Raw genomic sequence first — 23085 nt, forward strand, 5'->3', positions numbered from 1 at the left:
ACGAAGTCTGGACGTCTAGGAAAATGCCGCGTAAACTTCGGCTTTTTGTGTTGCAAAGACCAGCGGCTGGCATGATTTACATCAGTTATCCATTGGGATTTTCTTAAGGAATGAAAGTCAGAGCAGGATACGAATAAAAGTCCTGATAATCAAGAACCCTTGATTGTCAGGACTTTTTTCTTTACATACAGTTTCAAAACGTGAAATGCTCCCTTGCCAACAGTGCGGCCCCTGTCGCAACGGCGTCTTCCTTTAACGCTCCCTTGGAGAAAATCGGGGAGTATTCCGGATGATAGTATGTATTTGCAATCGCGGTTTCGATGGCAGCCGAGTAGAAACGTTCATGAGAGCTGATCAAAGCTCCGCCGAGAATAACGGTTTCGGGGTGAAACGAATTAATGAGATTCGCTAAACCTATTCCGAGATTGCGGGCTGCTTCCAGGAATAACTCCTGTACAATCGGATTGCTCTTCGATAATTCCCTCAATAGCGAATCATAGTTGGCTCCCCTTAAATCCACATGGGACTGCGCCTGCTTCTCTAGCGCGGGGACGGATACGAAAGCTTCTAAAGCGCCGAAATTCCCCGTATCTTGCAGACGCGGGCCATCCCTTTGGATAATCATCTGACCAATGGAACCTTCCATGTCCACAGAACCGTGTATGATGCGGCCATGGGACATCATGGCCGAACGCAGACTGACGCCCGCATGCACATAGAGCATATGCTGCAGCTGCTCTTGACGTAACGCCCAATGCTCCCCGATGAGTGCTGTATTGGCGCCATTATCCAGGATTGCCGGAATACCGCAGGCCTCTTCGATTAGCCGGCAAATAGGTACGTCGGACCAGCCTTGGGCACGAAAATGCAGCGGCTTCAAGATCATGTTTCTCGCGCGGTCAAGGGGACCGACCGCGCCGATGCCAATGCTTATAATTCGGTCTTGCGTCAAATCATGGTCCTTCAACAGCGCCCGGATTTGCCCCGCGGTATGCGCGACGAACTTTTCGGGGGTCATGTCTTCGTCCATGCGCCATCTTACTAACGACTTGGCGTTCAGCTGCATATCGTATAGGCCGAGAGATGAATAGAATCGCGATATTTCGAGTCCGATGATATAGCCGTAATGAGGGTTAATTTCATATAAGATCGGTTTTCTGCCGCCGGTAGAAGAACCCCGTCCGGATTCTTGAATGAGTCCGTCCGCAAGAAGATCATCCAGCAGTCGGTTCATTGTGCTGGTCGTTATCGTAAAGTAGGACAGAAGGTCGATCTTCGAGACAATGCCTTGATCGGCAATGTATTGATAAATCTTTTTTTTGGTATCCAGCTTGGCATGAGGCGCGTCCATCAACTATCCCAACTTACCCTATTGATTTATACTTCATTGAACTATCTTAGCTGATGTGAATTAGGGATACAACTCACTCTGTCAAAATGAGTGCAAGCAAAGAGCTTGCGGCTATAAGAAAGCCTGATGGATGATAACAAAATTACTTTATTCCAAAATGAAAAAAAGAATGTATAATAAAGAAAGTCGAACTGGTTTCGTAGCAGAGGGAGGGTTCATGATGGTAAAAGACAACATGCTGCTCCTATTCCGGGTGTTCTGGGTGTTCTTCCGCATCGGTCCTTCCACATTCGGAGGCGGTTATGCCATGATACCGGTGATTGAGAAGGAAGTTATTACGAAACGGGGCTGGCTGGCGTCGTCCGAGATGGGGAATGTCATTGCGATCGCGGGATCGGCACCAGGGGGCGTTGGCATCAATGCCGCAGCATTTATTGGATATCGGTTAGGAGGCATCCCGGGCGCGGTTGCAGCCGTACTGGGCATTACGATGCCTACGTTCGTCATTGTCTGCGTGCTGAGCCTATTCTATTCGTTATTCGAGCATCAAGTAAAAGTGGCTGCGGCGCTTAAAGGGATTCATGGGGCAGTGATAGCCTTGATTATTATGGCAGCGTATAAGATGGCGAAGGCAGCTCTGTTTGATCGCACGACGAAGCTGGTTGCGGCGGCGACTTTGCTTTTATTACTGTTTACATCCATTAATCAGGTCGTTGTTATGCTGGGCGGAGCCTGTGTCGGGATCGTCGTCGTGATGACCAAAAAGAAGCTGGGCTATCAAGCGAAAACGGAAAAGGAAGAAGCAAAGACGAATCCAGGTTTCTTGTATCCGGAGTATTATATTTAAGTTATGGAGGGGATTCGTAGGTGGCATCCCTGTGGGAGATGTTTATCATTTTCATGAAAATCGGAGTAGTTTCGTTTGGCGGGGGGTATTCCGTCATCTCGTTCATGGAGAGAGAAACGAGCGCCCACGGCTGGCTGGAGACAAGCCAGTTCCAGGATCTCGTCTCCGTTGCCGGTACGGCGCCAGGGCCGATTGCGACGAATGCGGCCACGTTAATCGGTTACCACGCATTCGGTCTCAGCGGCGCGATTGCGGCAACCGCAGGGATTGTCCTGCCTTCGCTGCTGATCATCGTGATTATGGTCGCGGTGTGTTACCGATTATTCGACAACAAGATTGTGAAATCCTCGCTCTATGGACTTCGTCCGGTTATCACGGGCGTTATCGTTTATTCAGCCTTGCATTTCGGTTTTATGTCCCATAAGACTTCCTTGCTTACTTGGCAGACAGCGGCTACGTTGATTATCTGCGCGGGAGCGCTGCTTGGAACGGTTCGCTACAAATTACATCCCGTCATGGTGGTATTGTCATCCGGGGTCGCGGGAATTATCTTGTTTTAAATGCGATGTGCAGGTGTTTTAATCGGGCGATTGCCCTCGTAACGCAACCTTCCTTGGATTGCCTTTTATAAATGCGAACCATAAAAGAACTGAAAAGCCGACTTCTCATACTGTTTATTCGCATCGGATGTAACGTTCGTTTCATCATGCGCTTGTATGATGACTGCACGATCGACTAGCTGGCCATCCTGCCAGACGTCTATGGGACGCGTGAAGATCCGCATGCGTTCGAAATCCGCATGGGTGAGGAGCGGTCGTAATTTTGGCATAAATACCTCCGAAATGTGAGTTGAACTTAAACTTACCGACGATAGTTGGTTTGGTCAAGACTTGATTTTAGATTCGTTCCGCACTAAAATAAGAACATATGTTCTTATTCGGAGGGATCAAGCATGCGTATATCGCAAAAAAACCTTGAGATTGCCTGTTCGATACTTAACTATACAGCAAAGAATGGAATGCCTCCAACAGTCGATGAAATCCGTAATTTCGTTGGACTGCGAAGTCACTCTTCGATATACGCGCATCTGAAGAGGTTGCAAGAAGAAGGCATTATCGACTGGGATGCCGGAGGGGCGAGGACATTGAAGGTCGTACAGACCGATTATGTCGTTCGCGAGTATGAAAGATTCGTGGAAGAAAAGAGCGATTACCTGTACAAATGACCTGGATGCACAAAAACACGGATCGTCACAGCGACTTTCCGTGTTTTTGCTTTGAAGAGCGGACTGGATCGAGTTCGCTCCGGACGTAACGTTTAGCCGAGATCCGGATTGGCCTGCATCGTTACCGACGCTTCTTGCATGCCATGCAGCTCGAATACGACGATTTCATTGTCTCCGACCCGAAGCAGCGGAGCAGGGACGTAGAGCGTCTTTTGCGGACCGATCTCCCAATAACGGCCTAGATTAAAGCCGTTGATGAACACGACGCCTTTCGTCCAGCCTTCCATGTTCAAGAACGTATCGGCAAGCTCCGCGGCTTCGAACGTCCCGCGATAGAAGGTCGGCCCCTCGTTAGCATTCGCAGCCGCTATCGGTTGATAGACGAGTCCGGACAAGTCGTCCAGCGGCAGCGGATGGATCGTCCAATCGTAGAGGAACTGGCGCTCTAAGCGAACCCCTTCCGTAATCCCCTTCGGATCATGCATCTTCCAGCCGTAGTTGACGCGCCCTAAGTTCTCGACGAGCAAGCTCAGCGTAGTTCCGCCGCTCGGTACTTCGATCGCAATGTCATCGTCTCCGATCTGGAGCGATAACGAGTGGGAATTCCGTTCGATAACCCCTTGATAGGCTTGATCCACGTAGACCAGCGCACGGTCGCGAACTTCCTGGACCACGACTTTGCTTCGGGGTCTAGGGCCGCTTACGCGGGTCGTATACAGGATAAACCCATAATCCTGACCGAGCTTTTCCATCGTTTCCGGATACACGCTCTCTACCGGATTCGACAACGTATGGAGCACGTCGAACAGACGGGCTTGTTCGGTCATGCGGACGACCCCGTAACCTGTCTTCGGAAGCGGCTCGGGGAGGAGATCGGCCGGAACATCCGCATATTTAGAAATGACATCCCGGATCGCGAAATACTTGGGCGTTACTTCGCCGGATTCGCTGAGGAGCGCATTATAGTCATAGCTGGTGACGGTCGGCTCGTACTTGTCGAAGAAATTGGCGCCGTTATAGAAGCCGAAATTCGTGCCGCCTTGGAACATGTAGAAGTTAACGGAAGCGCCCGATTTCAGAATGCGGTCAAGCACGTCCGCAACGTCGTCATAGCCCCGGACATGGTGCTCCTCGCCCCAATGATCGAACCAGCCATTCCAATATTCCATGCATACGAGCGGATTGTTCGGCTCGTACTCGCTTAATTTGCCGAACGATTCTTCGGGACGGGAACCGAAATTCGCGGTCGCCAGCGTACCCGGCAGGGATCCGCCTTGGAGCATATGGTCCTCCGGACCGTCCGACGTGAAGAGCAGTACGTCGATGCCGCGGCGAATCATCCCTTGGCGCAAATAGTCGAGGTAGTTCCTGTCATTGCCGTAGCTGCCGTATTCGTTCTCGACCTGCATGGCGATAATGGGTCCGCCGTTCGTGATGAGAAGCGGTACCAGCAGGGGCATTAACGTGTCATAGTAGGCATCGACGAGGTCCAGGTACGGCTGGTAATTGCAGCGCAGCCGCATGCCGTCTTCCGCCAGCAGCCAGGAAGGCAGGCCGCCGAATTCCCACTCGGCGCAAATATACGGGCTCGGGCGCACGATGACATGCAGCTCCAATTCGGCCGCGATTTCGATGAACCGGACGATATCCGCCGCGCCCGTAAAGCAGAATTGGCCCTGTTTCGGCTCGTGAACGTTCCACGCCAGGTACGTTTCAACCGTGTTGAAGCCGCAGGCTTTCAGCTTCAGCAGGCGGTCTCTCCAGTACTCGGGAACGACGCGGAAGTAGTGAATGGCACCGGATATTAGTTGAATTTCATTCCCGTTGAACAGGAATTTACGGCCTTCGATTGCAAAATGATTCACGAATGCCCCGCCTCTCTTTGGTTGGAAAAATCAATTTAATTGGTATTCTAAATCAAATAAATGACGACTTCAATCAAAATATTATTCAGACTATCCTCACGCGCAGCCATGCTATAATGGGTCTTAAAATTCATTTCAAGGCGGGGTAGGGGATTGTATGGGACGCATTTTGAAACCCTGGAAGCTATCGACTGTGCTCAGACTCGTATTGATTATTATGATTTCGCTGCCGATTGCCCTTATCAGCGCAACGATTCTTCAGGTGTACAAGCATGACCTGATCTCGCAAACGACGGACCGGACGATGCAGACGCTGCGGGCCGTTACGTACTCCGAAGAACAAGAAATCAATAAGACGGTCAACTTCACGGCTTTGATCGGAATGGACCGCGATGTGCTGGGCACGGCGACGAAAGTGCGCCAAGGCGACGAAGGATCCCGGCACGACTATCAGGACGAGCTTGCGAAGATTTTGGACAATTACGGGGCGTCGATGTCCGGTCACTTGCAGTCGGTCACGTTCTTTTATAAACAGGGCGGCACTTATTCGTACTTGAAAGACTTGCAGAAGGATCCGGATTCCCTGCGGCATACGCAGTGGTACAGAACGGTGCTGTCCGATCAGGACCATGTGCATTTCATCGGCAATCAAACGGATGTGCTGTACGGCGATACGGACGAAACCCGCATTGCCGCGGCCATCGCGCCGAGCTATATGCAGATGATGCATAACGTCGAAATGATCTATATCGTTTTCTCCAAGGATGCTTTCGAGAAGATACTATGGCAGGACTTATACCGCGGAGCGTTCTCGTTCCGCATTGCCAATAAGGATGGACAAGTCCTCGCGACCAGTTATAACGCTAAGAGCATTAGCACAGTAGATCCTAAGCTGCGGGACCGTATCTCCTTGTCCAAGGAAGGGCATTTCGAACAGCAGTTGAACGGCACTTCGACGTTAGTGGCCTACTCGACGGTAGGCACTGCGGACTGGAAGGTCATTTACCAAATTCCTTTTGCGGAATTGACGGTCAGGTACGATCAAATCTTCCGTTACGTCTTATGGGGCACGATGGGGGTGGTTGTCCTTATTTCCGTCATTTCGCTGCTGCTTGTCTACGGGATTACGAAACCGCTTCATCTGCTCGTTCTGAAAATGTCGCGCGTCATGGACGGGAAACTGAATACCAAAATCGAAGCCTCCGGTTTCGAGGAGACGGTCATTCTGGGCCGCACGTTCAACCACATGATGGAGCAGATCCTGCATCTCATCAAACAGAAGGAAGACCAGGAGAGAGAGAAGAGCAAGGCGGAGTTCGCGGCGCTGCAATCGCAAATCAATCCTCACTTCTTAATCAATACCTTGAACTCGATTAAACTGATGGCCGTCATCAGCAAAGTCGATAACATACGCAATATGACGCAATCGCTTATGCGGCTCGTGTCGTCATCCTTTAATCGCGGGGGAAGCGAGACGAAGCTTGGGGAAGAAGTGGAAAATCTGAAGCACTACTTGTACATTATGCAGACTCGTTACGGGAACGCGGTCGAGGTGGAGTGGGATGTCGAAGAGGCCGCGAATGCCTTGTATATTCTAAAGCTGCTGCTGCAGCCGATTCTCGAGAACTGCATCCTGCATGGTCTCGCGGCCCAGAACGTCATCGGGAAAATCAGCATCCGCATTCGAATTCAAGAAGGCGTGCTTCGCATAGAAATCGCGGACAACGGCGTCGGCATGACCAAGGAGGGGCTTGAACGGATTCTGACCGGAGACCGCAACGGCGCCTTCAGCGGGATGGGGATCGCGAACGTCCATCGCCGGATCCAGCTCCATTATGGCGAGGAGTACGGCATCCGAATGGAACAGAACGAGCCTTCCGGATTAAGCGTCATGCTGGCGATTCCGGCGATTTACCACATCGTCGAGGACGGCACGGATGAATTGAACGGACCGGCGCAATCGTAAACACGATGAAAAATGAATTCATAATACATCAATTTGGTTCAAAATCGATCATGTGTAAGCCTTTTCATTTCCGGTAAGATAAAAACAGCAATGAACGAGCAACAATATGCCAATTCAAATGGAGGGTCAATCGATGAACAGAAAAAAATGGGGAAGTTCGCTGCTTGCGCTTGGACTGGTTACCAGTGTTCTGACCGGTTGCGGTTCAAACAGTGCAAACACGTCCAATGCGTCGAACAATACAAACAAGGCGAACACGACGAACGCGGCAAACCAAGGGGCTGCGGACAATACGGCAGCAACCGGTAATACGGACGCCGCTGCTTCCAGCGATCCGGTGAAGCTGAAGCTCGCCATTTGGGACGCGCAGGCGGATATCGATTTCTGGACAGAGAAAGCAAAAGAATATTCGGCTCAGAAGCCGAACGTTACGATCGAAGTCGAGAAGGTGCCGGATAACAGCGGGCAATATTTGAAGGTCCGTCTGGCTGCCAACGATATGCCGGATCTATTCTATCTGAAGCCGGCATCCTTCCAGGTTTACAAGGATACGATGCTGCCGCTGGATGATCTGGAAGCAACGAAGACGAATACATTCGCTACGAAAGTCGACGGCAAGGTGCTCGGTCTTCCGCTCGTATCTTTCTCGGAATTCGTGTATTACCATCCGAGCATGTTCAAGGAAATGAACCTGGAAGTACCGAAGACGCTTCCCGAGTTTTTGTCCGTGATGGATAAAATCAAAGCGAACGGCAAGTATACGCCAATCTCCATCGGCGGCAAGGACGACTGGACCTTCTATCCGTTCATGGAATTCGGTCCGCACGTGATGTCCGGCGATCCCGATTATTTGGCCAACCTGGCAAAGACGGATGCTCCGTTCACGGCGGAAAGCACGTTCGACAAAGCCGGCAAGCTGCTGAAGGTAATCTCCGACAAGAAATACGCGGGTCCGGATGCGCTGTCGATCTCGTTCGACCAGTCCACGCAGCAGTTCGAATCGGGCAAAGCAGCCATGATCGCGCTCGGCCAATGGTACTATCCGAGCTACATGGATAAAGTGAAATCGGATGAAGATTTGGGCGCATTCCCGCTGCCGTTCAACGATGACGCGAGCCAGCCGATTACGGCAATGACGATGTCCGATATGAACGTAGGGATCAACAAGGACTCCAAAAACGTGGACGAAGCGAAGGCGTTCCTGGAATGGATGTTCAGCAAGGACGTTTACCAAGCATACATCAACAAAATGCAGCAGTTCTCTACGATGGACGGCATCACGGTCGAGAATCCGTTCTTCAATAAATGGATGAAGCAGTATCCGTTCACGCCGTTCGTCTATAACGCGACGGATGCCGGCTATGCCAAAGTCAGCGGCGCCGCGCAGTACGATACGCATAAGATCGCGCAAAGCATTTTCGCGGGCAAATCGTTGGACGGCATCGAGAAGGACTTGAATGGCAAATGGTCCAAGGCGGTAGCGGCAAATAAATAATCGGCTGCGCGGTCCTGGTGCTTAGGCATCAAGAAGCAAGGAGCAAGCAGCAAGGAGCAAGCAGCAAGAATCAAGGAGGGGCGGTCATTCAGTGAATGGCCGCACTTTTTTTGAAAATAACGTTACGGATCATGGGAGGTTACTAATGAAATCGTTCCAAACCAAGATTAGCGGGCTTCTTGTCATGATGTTAATGGCCACGTCGGGAACGCTTCCGGCAGCGAGCGCGTTCCACGCCGGCAGCCGTGTTGCAGAGGCCTCGCCGGCTTCTACGGTTTATTCGAACACGTTTGAAAGCGGTTCCGAGGCAAGCCTTGCCGAAATGGACGGCGTCACGTCAGACACCGTGATTGACTCGGCAGCTACATATTCCGAAATGAACGGGCAATTCCTAACGGCTGTGAATCCGAACGGCGGAAACGAAATCGTCTACTTCAACGATATGCCGGATGTGGCTAACGGCACGGTCGAGGCCAAGATCAGCATCGATGGCGGAAGCACGGAGCAATTCGGCCTTATTACGAGATACACCGATCCGGCGCACTATGCATTGATTGTCCGCGATCCGGGCGGCTGGCTCTGGGACGGATTTAATGGCGGGGCCGAGGCGTGGGGCGTGCATGCTAATCCTGCGGCCAAACTGGAATCCGGCAAAACGTATACGATTAAAGAGGTTTTCAACGGCGACAGCTATGAAGTCTACCTCGACGGCAACCAGGTCTTCTCGCAAACAACGGACAACCAGCTGCCGACGGCAGCCGGGAAAATCGGGTTCCGGTCCTATTACAGCAAAAAAGCGATCCATATCGATGATATTAAAGTGACGGACAGCAGCAGCGGGCAAATCGTCTACGCGCGGGATTTCACGAACGATGCGACGGCGGGCATGAACATGAGCGCGGCTAGCGCGGCTGTACCTCAGTATTCGCTGCAAACGCCCGTTGCGGGCTTTACCGGGAAAGTCGCTAAACTCACGACAACGAATGGTTCCAGTCAAGTCGTGGATACGAATTCGCCGCAGGTGAGCAACGGTTCGTACAGCGCTAAGTTCCAACTGAACGGCGATTACGAGCAAGCGGGTCTGTTGTTCAGATACCGGGATGCCGCCAATTGGAGCTCCGTGCGGACGGACAGCTCCGGGAATTGGCAGCTGGTCGGCCAACAAGATGGCGAAGACGTAAGCGTCGGTTTGACGGAAGACCCTCAGCCTCTAAGCTTGGGGACGCCGCATACGGCAACGATCGATTACGCAGGCGACGCGTATACGCTTACCGTCGATGGAACGCAGATATATTCCGGCACGCAAACCGGGTTTTCGACGGCGAACGGTTACGTGGGTTATGCTGCAAGCTCGGCAAACGCATTGACGACGTACTTGGACGAGCTGTCCTTGACGTATAGCGACGACGATGTCTACACGCCGCCTCAAGCTACCGCGTATATCCGGAATTACGAGGATGGCGTAACGGGAACTTGGAATAAGGTCAATGGCTCGCCGCTGTCACCAGCGCCGACGATCGGGAATAACGGATTGACGTTCAACAGCTTGTTCGACGATATTTACGATAATAACTCGCTTGCCATTCAGGACGGCACGTACACGTTGAAATTCAGAACGGACGGAAATGCCGGCCGAATCGGGTTTATCTTCAAGTATATGGGACCGGATCAACCCTATGCGGGCATCTATTATGATTCCAACGGGCATTGGGGGTGGCAAACCGACGGATCCCACTATGGGGAATTCACCAGTACAGGCCCGGACATCGTGGCCGACACGGATTACACGGTGAAAATCAAATATATCGGCCAATCCGTGAAGCTGTGGTTAAACGATGTATTGGCTTTCAGCGGCAGCGCGGATTTCCCGGCAGGTCCGGGCAAAGCGGGCTTGAAAAGCTGGAATTACCCGAAGAAGATCGAAATCCGTCAGCTGTCGCAGGAAACCTATGTCCCGCCGACGCCGCCGGCACCGACGCCGCTGGCGCCGATCACGATTGCATCGGACAAATTAAGCGTGAGTCTCGATAATCGGTTCCCGGCCGTGCGCAGCTACACGTGGCTTGGCGGCGAAGCTTCGGATGTGCTGCAGGGTCAGAGCGACTTCTTGTACGCGGTGAATATCAACGGCAACGACAGTATTGCAGCGGTCAACCATGTCACGCAGACAGGCGCGGACACGGCCGTCTACAACTTGGATATTCCCGTCGTTGACGATAACACGGATGCAGCGCTCGGAAATGTGAACGTGGACGTTACGTTCAAAGCGGTCGGCAATAAAGTGCAGATGAACACGCACATCAACAGAGAACCGGCCGGCTTTCAAACGCGCACGTTCTCTATTCCGAATCAGAAGCTGGTGTCCGTATCCAGCAGCAACGCGGATGCGCAAGGGGCCGCGTCGTGGGTTACCGGGGCATGGAACACGATGAACGATGAGTTCTACACGAACGATCCGGTATTCGGATCGAATCTGAAGAGCCAGACGCCGGGCAGCAGAATGAGAACGTACGGCTTCGTAAGCGACGGCAAGCTTGCGGCCGCGCTCATGAACGACGTCGTCGAAACCCCGTCTAAAGTCGTCATGGACATCGAGCCGGACAGCGACGGCGTGAATAAACAGCTTGCGATGTGGAATGGCGCTTGGACGGTTCGCGGCGATGTTGCCGATGACAGCAAATTCCCGCCCGTCTTCGATTTCTCGTCTACGGTTATCGTATCGCCGGATGCCAACGGGGACGGCACGGCGGATTGGAAAGACGCGGCCATCGGGTTCAGGGAGCTGTGGTCGCAGGATCTTACGCCTGGAGCAGATCAAATTAACGATTATGTCTCCTACATCTCGATGAACTTTAACAGCTTAACGCAGAATCCGTACTTGCGGACGCTCGACAACGCCAAGAAGCTGTATAACCTGTACGACGGCTTCGGACAATTGATTCTGGAGAAGGGCTACGAGTCGGAAGGACATGACGACAGCCATCCCGATGTCGCGGGTCACTTCGGAATCCGCGAAGGCGGATTGAAAGATTTCAACACGCTAGTCGACGAAGGATTAAAGTACAACGTGAAAGTAGGCGTCCATACGAACATCGACGCTCAGGATCCGGACGCTTACTACGCCAAGCCGGAGAATTGGGCCGACACGAATTCCAATTACGATTGGGTCGATCCCACGTATCCGACCGATCGCGCGAAGGATTTATCCAGCGGGGAATTAGAGCGGAGATATACGCAGCTCAAGCAGGAAGTGCCGAACCTCGCGATGGTCTATGACGATATCTATAGCGGCGCAGGCTGGCATGCTAACCAGTTCGCGAATATCATCCAAAATAAATTAGGCTTCTGGTTCGGGACGGAATTCTCCGGACCGATGGAACAGAATGTCATTTGGACGCACTGGGGCACCGATCCGTATTATCCGAGTCAAACGGCCGGAAGCTTGATCATCCGTTTCATTAAGAATCAGTATCAAGATACGTTCCAGGCCCCAAGCCCGTACACCAGCGATCTCTTGCGCGGCATGCTGCAAGCAGGCGTCGGCACGTGGCAGGGCAGAACCGATATCCAGAACGGCATCGATTTGTTCTACAATAACAACTTGCTGACGAAGTACATGCAGCACTTCCCGATCCTGGATATCAAACGCGACAGCGCAGGCGTCGACAGCCAGGTCGTATTCGGCGGCGGCGTTACGGCGCAGATGGAGAACTACCATGCGAGCGCATCGGACCCGAACTATCTCATCGGCACGGCATCGCTGAAGAAAGACGGCAAAACGATCGCCGTTTACGATGTGCTTGATCATAAGGACGGCGGCAATACCGGAGAAGGGCAGCTGGACGTCTTGAATCAAAAAGCGCAGCTGTTCCTGCCGTGGGATCCGCAAAATGAATCCAAAATCTATTATTGGAATCCGAAAGGCGGTTCTACGACATGGGATCTGCCGGATAGCTGGAGCGGATCGACGACCGTCGAAATGTACAAGCTGACCGACAACGGACGGGCGTGGGACCGGACGCTTACGGTATCGAACGGACAAGTGACGATCGGCAATACGACGATCGGCACGCCTTATGTCATCTATAAATCCAAGTCGGACGAACGGCAATCGGATATTCAGCAAGCAGCCGACTTTGGCGTTGGCGGACCTTTGAAAGATCCTGGATTCGACAGCGGGGCGTTCGCGTCCTGGCAGAAGACATCCGCGGCTGACGCGGCTGCTTCCCACGTTTCCGTGGCGCATGACTATCTCCAGAACAGTTATCTTAAAGTTACGGGCAAAGAGGATGCGACGATCTCGCAAACCGTGACGGGACTTACGCCAGGCAAGACCTATACGGCTTCGGTCTGGGCGGATATCAATAACGGCTCCAATGCTAATAATGACGATACTTCTCCAAGCACGTCCGACCGGAATGTATCTATTGAAGTGAACAACTACGGCGGACCGGCCGTAGTCAACTCGATCAGCGCTTCCACCATCAAGAACCTGGAGGAGCCGAGCAAATTCAAGAACACGTATTATGAGCGGATGAAAGTGGATTTCACGGCAGATGCAACGGGCAAAGCAACGATTGAATTGAAAGCCGCTGCCACGTCCGACAGCACGTCGAACGTATGGTTCGACGACGTGAAGCTGTGGGAGAATCCAGGCAAGACGGTTCTCGGTTCCCATTATTTCTACGAGGATTTCGAGAACGTATCGGAGGGCTACGGTCCGTTCATGTTCCGTGCGGCAGCGAGCGGCAATCAGACGCATCTGGCCGAGAAGGCGAGCGATGCGCAGAAAGCGGCCGACCCGAATATCTCGCAGCCGATGACGTATGCGTTCGACGGCAATTACTCGCTCAAATCGAACGAACAGGATTTCATCAATAACCCGAGCACGCCGCTTGTGTCGGAGATCCTGGGCACCGTACCGTCTACGTTGAAGCTGCAGCCTCATAAAACGTATAAGGTTGGCATTAAATATCAAGCGAACACGAGCGGGCTGTATCGGATTTCCGCCAAGTCAAGATCCGGCGGCCCTACAGTCAGCGCGGAGTTTTCGACGCAGACCGGTACCGGTATTTCGAATATCCCCGGATTCACGCTGCCGATTATTCGATCCACCGGAACAGCGGCTGCCGAATTGGAGCTGAACACGGGCGATTACAGCGATTATTACTTGGCTATTGAAGCGGTGAAGCCGACTGCGCAACCTAATTATTCGGCAACCGACGTTGTCCTGGTCGTCGACGATTTGGTCGTCGATGATCTATCGGCGCCGGCGGCTGACGCGCATATCGCTTCCGTGGATGCAGTGAACGGAACCTTGCATGCGGTTCTCTCGGACAACCCGGCGTCCGCGCCGACGGCAGCCGATTTTGCCGGAACGGTGAGCATCGGCGGAGCGACAAGCAGCGCGCTGGCCTTCACGAATTTCAGTTATGAGGCGGCGAGCAGTACCGCGACGTTCACGTTTAACCCGATTGCCAGAAAGTCGAAGAATCAATCCGTAGTCGTATCCGCTTCGTATCATGGCGAGGATGCCGTGGCAGCGGCGCCGTTTGTTGTTCATGCTTCCAGCAGCACGGGCGGCACGGGCAGTGGCACCGGCAGCAATGCGGGCAGCGGCACGGGCAGCAGCGGAAGCGGCGCCGGCGAAGGCTCCGGCACGACGAACGATGCGGTTCGGATTGTTATCGCATTGGAAGGAGGAGCCGGCACGGAGGTCACGGTGAATAAGACGACCCAGCAAACGGTCGTTGATTTCGCCCATAACGGATCCGATGCCGACATCTCGGCAACGTTCAGCGCGCATGATTTATTGGCAGCCGCGGCAGTGAACGGTTCCGCCGAGCTGCTCCTTGCCGGCAAGGATGTTCAATATCCGTTATCCGTGGACGTACTGCGCCATATTATCGGGCTAAGCGATTTCATTGCCGCCAACCACACGACGGAGGATGACTTAAGCGTCGTCGTCTCCATCCATAAAGTCGGCGAAGCAGCAGATGCCCAATCCGCGCTGGGCAATCGACAGGCCAATCATCGCGCCATAAGCGCGGAATACGAAGTGAATCTTACGCTTGTCGCACCTAACGGCAGCACATTCAAAGCAGCGAATTTCGACGGGCTGCGAACCTTCTTCATTAAGATTGACAACAGCTATAAGGGTCAGCCGTTGGCGGCAATCGTACTGGAGAAAGACGATCAAGGAAATACGGTCAACGCAGGCTCCAGATTAGTCAAACAGGTGATCCTCGACGGTCAATTATATGCCGAAGTAGAGACAGCCACGCACAGCATCTATGCGATCGCGGCAGGTGAAGGCAGCATGTTTAAAGACATGGGTCATTCTTCATGGGCGAAGGAAGCCGTAGAAGAAGCGGCGTCGCGATTGCTCGTGACGGGCAGAGGCGGCGGTATCTATGATCCGAAAGCAGCCATCTCCCGCGCCGAATATATGACGATGCTCGTTAATGCATTGGGTCTGGGGGCGAATCCCGCAGGCCATGTGAAGCTGCCTTATTCGGATGTTGCCGCAAGACCCGGCGAATGGCCGTACGACCAGCTGGCGATTGCTTATCAGGCGGGTCTCTTGGATTGGGTGGAAGGCCCGAAACTCGAACCGACTAAACCGATTACGAGAGCCGAAATGGTCAGAGCAACGGCAGCCTTCGCGGCTTACGTGAATAAGGATGCATTGTCCGGCGTGGATCGTTCCGTATTGAATGCCTTCGCGGATGCGCACGCCGTAGCGGCTTCCGACCAAGCGGCATTTGCTTGGAGCATTCAGAACCATATCGTGACGGGCACCGTGAAGACGTTATCGGACGCCGTTACTTTATCGCCCGGCGATACTTCGAACCGTGCTCAGGCAGCCGTCGTTTTGCTCCGCGCGTTGGGGGCGATCGGCTTGATTTAGAACCACGTCCAACACAAGGGCAGAAGAGAAGCAACGGCTTCTCTTCTGCCCTGTTTTTTATATGTCCGACTTCATAAAAGATCAAGTTTACGTCAGGAATCATCATTTGTAAGCTCTTACATTTACATTAAGATAAGTATAGTCATTCTAAGCATTCGTTAGCTTCACGCTTAGACAAAGGGGCGAACCGAGGGGTTAGAGAAACCGGGCATATACGATGCATCAGCCCAATCATTATGATTTCAGGAGGAATGAAAGTGAACAACAAGCTTCAGCAACGCATCATCATCTTTTCTTTTCTGCTGATTCCGGTCACGTTAATGCTGCTTTTCCTGATTTATCCAACGATCCAATTGTTTCATTACAGCTTCACCGACTGGAACGGCTACAGCAAGTCGATGACGAATATCGGATTCGATAACTATAAGAAGCTGTTTCTGGACTTCCCGGACGCATGGCAGGCGATTCGCAACAACGGCATCTACTTCCTGATCCATACGCTGGCGATCCCGCTTGAACTCATGACCGCCGTACTGTTGAACCGGACGTTAAGAGGAAGCTCGTTCTTTCGGTTCACGGTACTTATGCCGTATATCATCAACGGGGTTGCGGTAGGTTATATGTTTAGTTATTTCTATAATCCGATTAATGGGCCGTTGAACGGACTGCTGCACGGGCTAGGGTTGGATTTCATGATCAAGGGCTGGCTCAGCGACCTGCATATCGTGAATTACTCGCTCGTGGCCGTGTCTTTGTGGCGGTTCTGCGGCGTGCATGTCATCCTGTTTCTCGCAGGCTTGCAGTCCGTTCCGGCGGATTTGTACGAGGCTGCGCAGCTTGACGGCGCGGGATTCTGGAAGCAGCTGCGCTACGTCACCATTCCCGGCATCCGCCGCGTCATTGAAATCATCTTGTTCCTTAACGTGTCCGGCGCGCTGCTTCAATACGATATTCCTTACGTCATGACGGGCGGGGGCCCCGGAACGGCGAGCAGCACCTTCGGACTCTTCTCCCTGCAAACCGCCTTTACGTTCAATAACTACGGTTTGGCTTCGGCAATGGCGGTTAGTTTGCTTCTATTAATCGTCGTGTTCTCGGGACTTCAAAACTGGATCATCAAAGACAGGAGCGAGTAAAACATGGAACTTTCTGCGAAGAAACGGGGAGCACTGGCCAGCGGCGCGACGTACTACGGCAATTTCATCTTAATGACTGCCATCGTGTTTATTCCGATTCTGTTAGTCGTGTTCGGATCATTCAAGACGGAGCAAGAGCTCGGGGCGACTTCGCCGTTCTCCTTGCCTGCGAACTGGTTCAATCTCGATAACTATATCAACGCTTATCATGACGGGGGCATGCTGGTCGGATTGAAGAACACGGTCCTGCTTGTCGCAGGCAGTCTGCTCGGCAATGTGCTGCTCGGCACGATGACCGCTTATATTCTGAACCGCTTTGATTTTAAGCTGAAGAAAGCGGTCATCGCACTGTTCCTGCTGGCGATGATTATCCCTGCGTATACGACCGAAATCGCCCGATTCCAGCTCATTCACGCGCTGCATTTATACAATTCGCTGGGCGCGCCGACCATGATTTATATCGGTACCGACATTATGCAGATCTATATTTACATTCAGTTTTTGGAGAAAATCTCGACGCAGCTGGACGAAAGCGCAATGCTGGACGGCGCTACCTATTTCAGAATTTTTCGCTCGATTATTTTCCCGCTGCTCCTTCCTGCGACGGCAACCTTGGGGATTTTGAAAAGCGTGACCATTATGAACGACATCTACGTGCAAAACCTGTACATGCCGAACAAACATCTCGCCACGCTGCCTACGTCGCTCATGAGCTTCGTCAGCGAGCGCAGCTCCAACTTGCCAGAGCTTTGCGCGGGTATTATGCTGGTTCTGCTGCCAAGCATCATTTTCTACATCGTATTTCAACGCTATATTTTCAAAGGCTTGATGGATGGCGCGGTAAAAGGATAGCAGCAGCCAGACGAGAGGGGAGGGTTCCCGGTGTTTAAAATGATGATCGTGGATGACGAGCCGCTGGTTAGGCTTGCGCTGCACCATATGATCGACTGGAGCTCTCTTGGCATTCGCATTGCGGTCGAAGCCGGCAATGGCGTGGAAGCGATGTCGAGCCTGGAACAGATGCCGGACATCGATATCCTGGTCGTCGACATCGAGATGCCCCGAATGAACGGCATCGAATTGTTAAAGACGTTATCGGCGTCGGGACGAGCGCGGGATCTGGCGATCGTCGTACTGAGCGCCTATAACAACTACAGTTACGTGCGCGAAGCTTTCCTGCTCGGGGCCATGGATTATGTGGTCAAAACCGACATGGACGAGGAACATATCTTTCCCGTATTCACGAAGGTCGTTCAGGCGCTAAGCCAATCCCGTAAAGAGGCAGGGCCTAACGCGAGTGCCGAATCGGCCGACGACATGCGGCAGCGCGGCCAAGAACGGGACGCATTCATAAAGCAGCTTTTATCGGGAGAGCGGCAGCCGGAAGGCGGTTTAGCGGCCGGTACGCTGGCGTCGGACGACCTGCTATTATGCGGATTTCATCAGATGGTGCTGGTGCTGCGGACCTCGGGCAATGACGATCTGCGGGATCTCCCGGTTCTCATTCAACAGACGATGCAGACGATTCTTGCTGCCATGCCGCTTGCGGCGGAAATCTACTATAAAGGCGAAGGCGAATACGTGCTATTCTGTTCGTTCGCCAATGATCGCAGCGCGTCCAGCGTCAACGGGAAGGTTCATTCGTTCTTCGCGACGGTGCATACGCGCTTGAAGCAGTATGCGAATGTTACCGCTGCCATGGGCATGAGCGAGCTGGGACTGGGCAAGAAATACGCTTGGCATCAGTTGTATCACCAAGCCAGCAGCGCGGCGGCCATGCGCTATTATAGAGGCTTCGGCGTTCTGCTCGAGTACGAAGGCGGCGGTAAACCTTCGGCCGAGCAAGAGACGCTCGTTCATTCGCTGCTTCAGCAGCTGGCGGCATACAGGACGGAGCTGGCGGAAGCGCTGCAAAATCCGGATGAAGCGGCATGGCCGGAAATGCTCCTTAAAGTGAGAAAGCTCATTCCCCGGTTAACGGCAAGCATGGATCCGGAGCAAATGAAAGCGTGGTTCGTCGACACCGTCTGGGAGACCGGCGGACTGCTGTATGCCAAAGGGATTCGCTGGGCGCAGCTGCAAGGCGTCGCTTCGGATCCGGTGGATACGGTTCGGCAAATGGAAACGATGGAACGGTCGCTTGCCTGGCTCAAGGAGCTGCTCGGCTGCGTGCACGGCGCGCTTCACCAGGGGCGGGAGCAGCCGGCTTACAGCATGCTGGTGACCAAAGTGAAGAAGTTCCTCGAGGACCATTATCGGGAAGAGATCAGCCAAAGCGCGATCAGCGAGGTCGTCGGCGTCAGCGAGACGTACATCAGCAAGCAATTCTCCAAAGAGCTCGGCTGCAGCTATATGAATTACCTGACACAATTGCGAATAAACGAAGCGAAGAAATTGTTGAAAGCAGGCTTTAAAATCGCCGAGGTTTCCAGCAAAGTCGGTTACTCGAATCATGAGCATTTCAGCCGCGTTTTCAAAAAGATAACCGGTCAGAATCCAAAGGCTTATCGGGAAAGCGAACTATTGACTGCTTCGGCGATAAGCAATCCGAGGGAACAACCGTGAGCGTGCGCGGGGTTTATAGCACGTATAAAAAAGCTTCCAGGCTGCAACGGCTTGGAAGCTTTTTTCGTCGGAGAAGCCTAACGGAACGACTTCCGTATACGCTCCCCCATCCAAAGGCAAGTGTCCCATAAATCGGACACGGGCTGGCGGGTGAAGGGGAGCGTCTGCATATAGCCGGGAGGTCCGTATTCCGGCGTGAGCGTCGTCGTTTCGAAGCCGGACGATTGGCGGGCTTGAAGAATGGTTCTCCACCATGCTTCGTGCGCGGCCAGCTCTTGCGCGTATTCCGGTGCGCCTGGATGCGGAACCTGCGGGCCTTGCGCGTGACCGACTCGCGCATGGATATGAATCGTGCGCTCGCAAGCAATCCGCAGCGCTTCCGCCTGGTCTTCGAGCAAGGATTCGCAGACGCAGCACCAATGGCTGAAATCGGCCGTTATGCGCAAATCCGGCAATTCTTCCAGCAGTTTGGCCGTGTTCCACGGCGTGTACATGGCGCGATGGCGATGGGTTTCATGCCCGACGGGCAAGCCGGCTGCCGATTGGGACCGAAGCGCCGAACGGAAGAATTGGAGCTGTTCCTCGAACGACATGCAATCCCGGGCACTATGGGAAATGGCGAGAAGCGGGTTCAATGCGGCGGCCCGTTCGATTCCTCTCGCGAATGACTCCTCGTGGGCGCTTAAGGTTTGACCGGTCGAGCCGATCAGCGCGATGTAGTCCAATCGATGTTCATGCAAGAGTTCCGCGAATTCGCGTTCATGTTCCGGCGGGGGAACGGTTGCTTCTACGCCGTCGTAGCCCGCGGCCGCGATTCGTTCGATGCTTTCCCGATAGGACAACTGTTCCATTCCCCATAATGATTTAAAGATTCGAATACTCATCGTGACAAGGCTCCTTCGATACGGAATGCATTCATTCCCTCATCGTAGCATCGGAGATTCATGTCCGCCATTTCTAATCGTCCGGTGATTTTATATATATGTAGTAAAAAATCTGACGGGAGCGCTTACTTCGGTGCAGGCTTCGCCGAAGGCCCGTTCGCGCTGCGGAATCGCTGGGGAGAAACGCCCGATGCTGTCCGGAAGGCATGGCTGAAATGACTGGCCGACGAATAGCAAAGCGAATGGGCGATCTCTTCGATGCTGGCGTTGGAGGTTTGCAGCATCTTCTTGGCTTCGCGGATGCGAATCCGCTGGTGAAAGACGGAGGGCGAAACGCCGTAAACGAGTTTGAAGCATTCGTGCAAGTAGGTCCGGTGGACATTCAATCGCGCAGCCAAGGCCGAAATATTGATCGGCGTATGCAGGTGATATTCCATCCAGTAGGCGGCTTCCCGCGCCAGCTTCATCTGCGAGGGCTTGATGCCGGATGAAGGATGCAGGCGGTGCTGGACATGGATGAGATCCGAAGCCAGCTCTCCGATGAAATTCAAGATGCTGGAATGAATTTGCAGCTGGCTGACGGAGGCGGACATTTCGTCCATCATCGCGGCGCCTTGCTTCTTCTCGGCCGCCATCATCGTCTGCAATTGCTCGCCGAACCGATTGATGAATCGGAATACCCATTCCGACACGTAAGGATAAGCTTCGCTGCGAAGCAAAGGTTCGGCTGCCAGTTGGAAGATCATATGGATGACGTTGACCTCCACTTCGAAATGGAAATCGAAATAACTGCAATCCATCCGCGTTTCCGTACGATGCAGCATTTCCGATTGAATGATAATCGCGTCTCCGGGATACATCCGATACATTCTTCCGTTCACCCATTGTTCCATCTCCCCAGAAATGCAGAACAGAAACTCGAAATAGGGATGGCGATGATCGGGGTAGCTCCATCCGGCTTGCTGTACGGCATACTCCATGCCCGGAATGCGAATGGCGCTGTACAAATCGGGCAGCTGAAACAAATGATCCATCCATGAGCACCTTCTATTAATGAAATATGTCTACAATTATATCATTGCTTGGATCTGGCAGGACTAGAATTGAAGACTAGAGGGGGAAATCTTAGTGCGGGTATATCCATTCGTCTTTCCAGGCCCCCGAACGCCGGCGGATTTTCAGCACCATGCAGCGTATCTAGCCTCAAAGGGCGTTGTCGCGATCTGCGTCGATTATCGGAACGGCCATGATGAAGGGTTTACTCCGATTCAAGCGATCTGCGACGTCAAATCCGCCGTTCGGTGGGTGCGCGAGCATGCAGCGGATATCGGGGTCGACCCTGAGAAGATCGTTGTATGCGGGTCGTCGGCCGGCGGGTATATCTCCGTGTCCGCCATCATGTTCGAGCACATGAATAATGACGGCGACCATCTGAGTACGAATCATATGCCGAACGCATTGGTGATTTTCGGTGCAGGAATGGATGCAGTCGACATCATGACAAGACGCTATCCCGAGCTGCTCGAGCAAGCGCGCGAAATGTCGCCTTACCACAACGTGAAGCATTGTTTGCCGCCCACGTTATGGATGATCGGAACCGCGGACGATCTTCTCGAACAGAATAGAGACTTCGTAGCCCGAATGGCGGCGGCAGGCAACGACATCGCCTGGGTAGCCTACGACGGCATGGAGCATGGGTTCTTCCTGCATGGCAGACATGAGAATCGCCCATTGGAAGCTACTAAGATGAAGATCGAGGAATTCTTGAAATCGATCGCCTTGATTCATGCGTGAGTTTTAAACAAATAGCTCATCATATCGAAATGCCCCGTTTTACTGTACTTGGCATAGAATCGCTCATCCATGCCGAGCGTATCTTCAAAATCAACCACAACCGGTACGTCTCCTTCTATTAAAGCTGCATTGTGGCGATATTCGTCTCGGTTTTCCAACAGAAGCGCGGCTTCGAACGCTTGCTTTGCTTTGTCCAGCTTGCCCATCTTCCATTGGATGACGCCGAGCGTATTCCTAGCCAACGCCCAATCCGGCTTTAAGCGAACGGCTTCGAGCGCGTCCGCTTCCCGGTGCGGCAAGTAGTAGCCGCCTAACAGCAGCGAACAGATCGCAACGTCGAGATGCGACTGCGAGGCGTGATCCGGATTGTTGTAGTCGAACCCGCCCTCATGATCGATTACTTCGTACTTGATGCGATTCTCCCAATAATACTGCACGTTGCTTATATTTTTGAATTCCCAATGAGCCAGCATTTGCATCTCCGGCGACGATGGAACGGCGCTCATGGATAGATGCCGGAACGGGTGGCGGATGAACATGCGCCGTTCGAACACGATGGTATCTCCTTGCAGGGTCACGAACCAGTTATGCGATGGATTAGGGCCCAATAGAAGCTCGAATATTTTTTGCGGGGTTTCGATAAAGCCGCGCTTCCCGACCCGCATCATTTCTTCGCAGGCGTCCTTGGGCGAGACGGTATGTTCGAATACTTGTCTGGAGATGACGAAATCAAAGCTTTTATCGTCGAAAGGCAGCTTCTCCGCAAAACATTCCACATAGTCAAAAGAAGCGGGAACGCTCATTCCGCCCCGATGCGAATTGCGGTTTAAGAAGGGCTCCGTCACGACATTCGCCCGATGAAAAGGGTTGGATCCGCCGCCGATATCGAGCACGGTATCCTTCTCATCAATTTGGAGAAAGCCGCTCAACAGCTGGTCGTTCAGAACGGGAAATACGTTTCCGAACGAGTTCTTCAATGGGAATTGGCGCGTGTAATTTCCCATATTCAAGGATAACAATTTATTGAAGTCCATTGGTTCACCTCTG

At 52.9% G+C, this 23085-nt stretch carries 16 protein-coding genes; 10 read left to right on the plus strand and 6 right to left on the minus strand.

What is annotated here, in order from left to right:
• Positions 1–193 precede the first annotated feature (193 nt).
• A complete protein-coding gene (locus GZH47_RS21800; RefSeq protein ID WP_162645366.1) occupies positions 194–1351 on the minus strand; it encodes an ROK family protein in 1158 nt (385 codons plus the stop codon).
• 217 nt (positions 1352–1568) lie between these two features.
• On the opposite strand from GZH47_RS21800, the gene GZH47_RS21805 reads away from it, so the two are divergent.
• Both GZH47_RS21805 and GZH47_RS21810 read left to right on the plus strand, forming a co-directional pair.
• Positions 1569–2198 carry a chromate transporter gene (locus GZH47_RS21805; RefSeq protein WP_162643134.1) on the plus strand — a complete coding sequence of 210 codons (630 nt, stop codon included), beginning with the start codon at positions 1569–1571 and terminating at the stop codon, positions 2196–2198.
• Between the two features lie 38 nt (positions 2199–2236).
• Entirely contained in the window at positions 2237–2758 is a 522-nt protein-coding gene (locus tag GZH47_RS21810; RefSeq protein ID WP_162645367.1) for a chromate transporter, read from the plus strand.
• Between the two features lie 65 nt (positions 2759–2823).
• Here GZH47_RS21810 and GZH47_RS21815 read toward each other — a convergent pair whose 3' ends face one another.
• Positions 2824–3027 carry a hypothetical protein gene (locus tag GZH47_RS21815; protein ID WP_162643135.1) on the minus strand — a complete coding sequence of 68 codons (204 nt, stop codon included), beginning with the start codon at positions 3025–3027 and terminating at the stop codon, positions 2824–2826.
• A gap of 123 nt (positions 3028–3150) precedes the next feature.
• Here GZH47_RS21815 and GZH47_RS21820 point away from each other — a divergent pair, with 123 nt between their 5' ends.
• Positions 3151–3423: a LexA family protein gene (locus GZH47_RS21820; protein WP_162643136.1), complete on the plus strand. Its 273-nt coding sequence runs from the start codon at positions 3151–3153 to the stop codon at positions 3421–3423.
• A 92-nt stretch (positions 3424–3515) separates the two neighbouring features.
• On the opposite strand, the gene GZH47_RS21825 is transcribed toward GZH47_RS21820, so the two are convergent.
• Entirely contained in the window at positions 3516–5288 is a 1773-nt protein-coding gene (locus GZH47_RS21825) for a glycoside hydrolase family 35 protein (protein ID WP_162643137.1), read from the minus strand.
• Between the two features lie 193 nt (positions 5289–5481).
• Here GZH47_RS21825 and GZH47_RS21830 point away from each other — a divergent pair, with 193 nt between their 5' ends.
• From GZH47_RS21830 to GZH47_RS21855, 6 genes are all read left to right on the plus strand, one after another.
• Positions 5482–7254: a cache domain-containing sensor histidine kinase gene (locus GZH47_RS21830; RefSeq protein ID WP_162643138.1), complete on the plus strand. Its 1773-nt coding sequence runs from the start codon at positions 5482–5484 to the stop codon at positions 7252–7254.
• Positions 7255–7387: 133 nt separating this feature from the next.
• Entirely contained in the window at positions 7388–8749 is a 1362-nt protein-coding gene (locus GZH47_RS21835; RefSeq protein WP_162643139.1) for an ABC transporter substrate-binding protein, read from the plus strand.
• A 145-nt stretch (positions 8750–8894) separates the two neighbouring features.
• Complete coding sequence (locus GZH47_RS21840) at positions 8895–15659, plus strand: endo-alpha-N-acetylgalactosaminidase family protein (protein WP_162643140.1); 6765 nt, start codon at positions 8895–8897, stop codon at positions 15657–15659.
• 257 nt (positions 15660–15916) lie between these two features.
• The gene (locus tag GZH47_RS21845; RefSeq protein ID WP_404823702.1) at positions 15917–16795 is read left to right on the plus strand and encodes a carbohydrate ABC transporter permease; all 879 of its coding nucleotides are present in this window, start codon (positions 15917–15919) and stop codon (positions 16793–16795) included.
• A 3-nt stretch (positions 16796–16798) separates the two neighbouring features.
• Positions 16799–17647 carry a carbohydrate ABC transporter permease gene (locus tag GZH47_RS21850; RefSeq protein WP_162643142.1) on the plus strand — a complete coding sequence of 283 codons (849 nt, stop codon included), beginning with the start codon at positions 16799–16801 and terminating at the stop codon, positions 17645–17647.
• 39 nt (positions 17648–17686) lie between these two features.
• Positions 17687–19360: a response regulator transcription factor gene (locus tag GZH47_RS21855; RefSeq protein WP_225446561.1), complete on the plus strand. Its 1674-nt coding sequence runs from the start codon at positions 17687–17689 to the stop codon at positions 19358–19360.
• A 77-nt stretch (positions 19361–19437) separates the two neighbouring features.
• On the opposite strand, the gene GZH47_RS21860 is transcribed toward GZH47_RS21855, so the two are convergent.
• Positions 19438–20244 (minus strand): sugar phosphate isomerase/epimerase family protein, encoded by an 807-nt coding sequence (locus tag GZH47_RS21860; RefSeq protein ID WP_162643144.1) that lies wholly within the window; start codon positions 20242–20244, stop codon positions 19438–19440.
• Positions 20245–20369: 125 nt separating this feature from the next.
• Complete coding sequence (locus GZH47_RS21865; protein WP_162643145.1) at positions 20370–21278, minus strand: AraC family transcriptional regulator; 909 nt, start codon at positions 21276–21278, stop codon at positions 20370–20372.
• 94 nt (positions 21279–21372) lie between these two features.
• On the opposite strand from GZH47_RS21865, the gene GZH47_RS21870 reads away from it, so the two are divergent.
• Positions 21373–22038, plus strand: a complete 666-nt coding sequence (locus GZH47_RS21870; protein ID WP_225446161.1) for an alpha/beta hydrolase — start codon at positions 21373–21375, stop codon at positions 22036–22038.
• On the opposite strand, the gene GZH47_RS21875 is transcribed toward GZH47_RS21870, so the two are convergent.
• Positions 22029–23072, minus strand: coding sequence for a methyltransferase domain-containing protein (locus GZH47_RS21875; RefSeq protein ID WP_162643146.1), 1044 nt, complete (start codon positions 23070–23072; stop codon positions 22029–22031). The two genes, GZH47_RS21870 and GZH47_RS21875, sit on opposite strands and share 10 nt — an antisense overlap.
• Positions 23073–23085: the final 13 nt, after the last annotated feature.

It is taken from the genome of Paenibacillus rhizovicinus, assembly GCF_010365285.1.
Classification (GTDB): Bacteria; Bacillota; Bacilli; order Paenibacillales; family Paenibacillaceae; genus Paenibacillus_Z; species Paenibacillus_Z rhizovicinus.

What these genes read in the sequence shown, in the direction of transcription:
- GZH47_RS21800 (WP_162645366.1), bottom strand. Translation starts at nt 1,351, where the DNA reads ATGGACGCGCCTCATGCCAAGCTGGATACCAAAAAAAAGATTTATCAA.
- GZH47_RS21805 (WP_162643134.1), top strand. Translation starts at nt 1,569, where the DNA reads ATGATGGTAAAAGACAACATGCTGCTCCTATTCCGGGTGTTCTGGGTG.
- GZH47_RS21810 (WP_162645367.1), top strand. Translation starts at nt 2,237, where the DNA reads ATGTTTATCATTTTCATGAAAATCGGAGTAGTTTCGTTTGGCGGGGGG.
- GZH47_RS21815 (WP_162643135.1), bottom strand. Translation starts at nt 3,027, where the DNA reads ATGCCAAAATTACGACCGCTCCTCACCCATGCGGATTTCGAACGCATG.
- GZH47_RS21820 (WP_162643136.1), top strand. Translation starts at nt 3,151, where the DNA reads ATGCGTATATCGCAAAAAAACCTTGAGATTGCCTGTTCGATACTTAAC.
- GZH47_RS21835 (WP_162643139.1), top strand. Translation starts at nt 7,388, where the DNA reads ATGAACAGAAAAAAATGGGGAAGTTCGCTGCTTGCGCTTGGACTGGTT.
- GZH47_RS21840 (WP_162643140.1), top strand. Translation starts at nt 8,895, where the DNA reads ATGAAATCGTTCCAAACCAAGATTAGCGGGCTTCTTGTCATGATGTTA.
- GZH47_RS21850 (WP_162643142.1), top strand. Translation starts at nt 16,799, where the DNA reads ATGGAACTTTCTGCGAAGAAACGGGGAGCACTGGCCAGCGGCGCGACG.
- GZH47_RS21855 (WP_225446561.1), top strand. Translation starts at nt 17,687, where the DNA reads ATGATGATCGTGGATGACGAGCCGCTGGTTAGGCTTGCGCTGCACCAT.
- GZH47_RS21860 (WP_162643144.1), bottom strand. Translation starts at nt 20,244, where the DNA reads ATGAGTATTCGAATCTTTAAATCATTATGGGGAATGGAACAGTTGTCC.
- GZH47_RS21865 (WP_162643145.1), bottom strand. Translation starts at nt 21,278, where the DNA reads ATGGATCATTTGTTTCAGCTGCCCGATTTGTACAGCGCCATTCGCATT.
- GZH47_RS21875 (WP_162643146.1), bottom strand. Translation starts at nt 23,072, where the DNA reads ATGGACTTCAATAAATTGTTATCCTTGAATATGGGAAATTACACGCGC.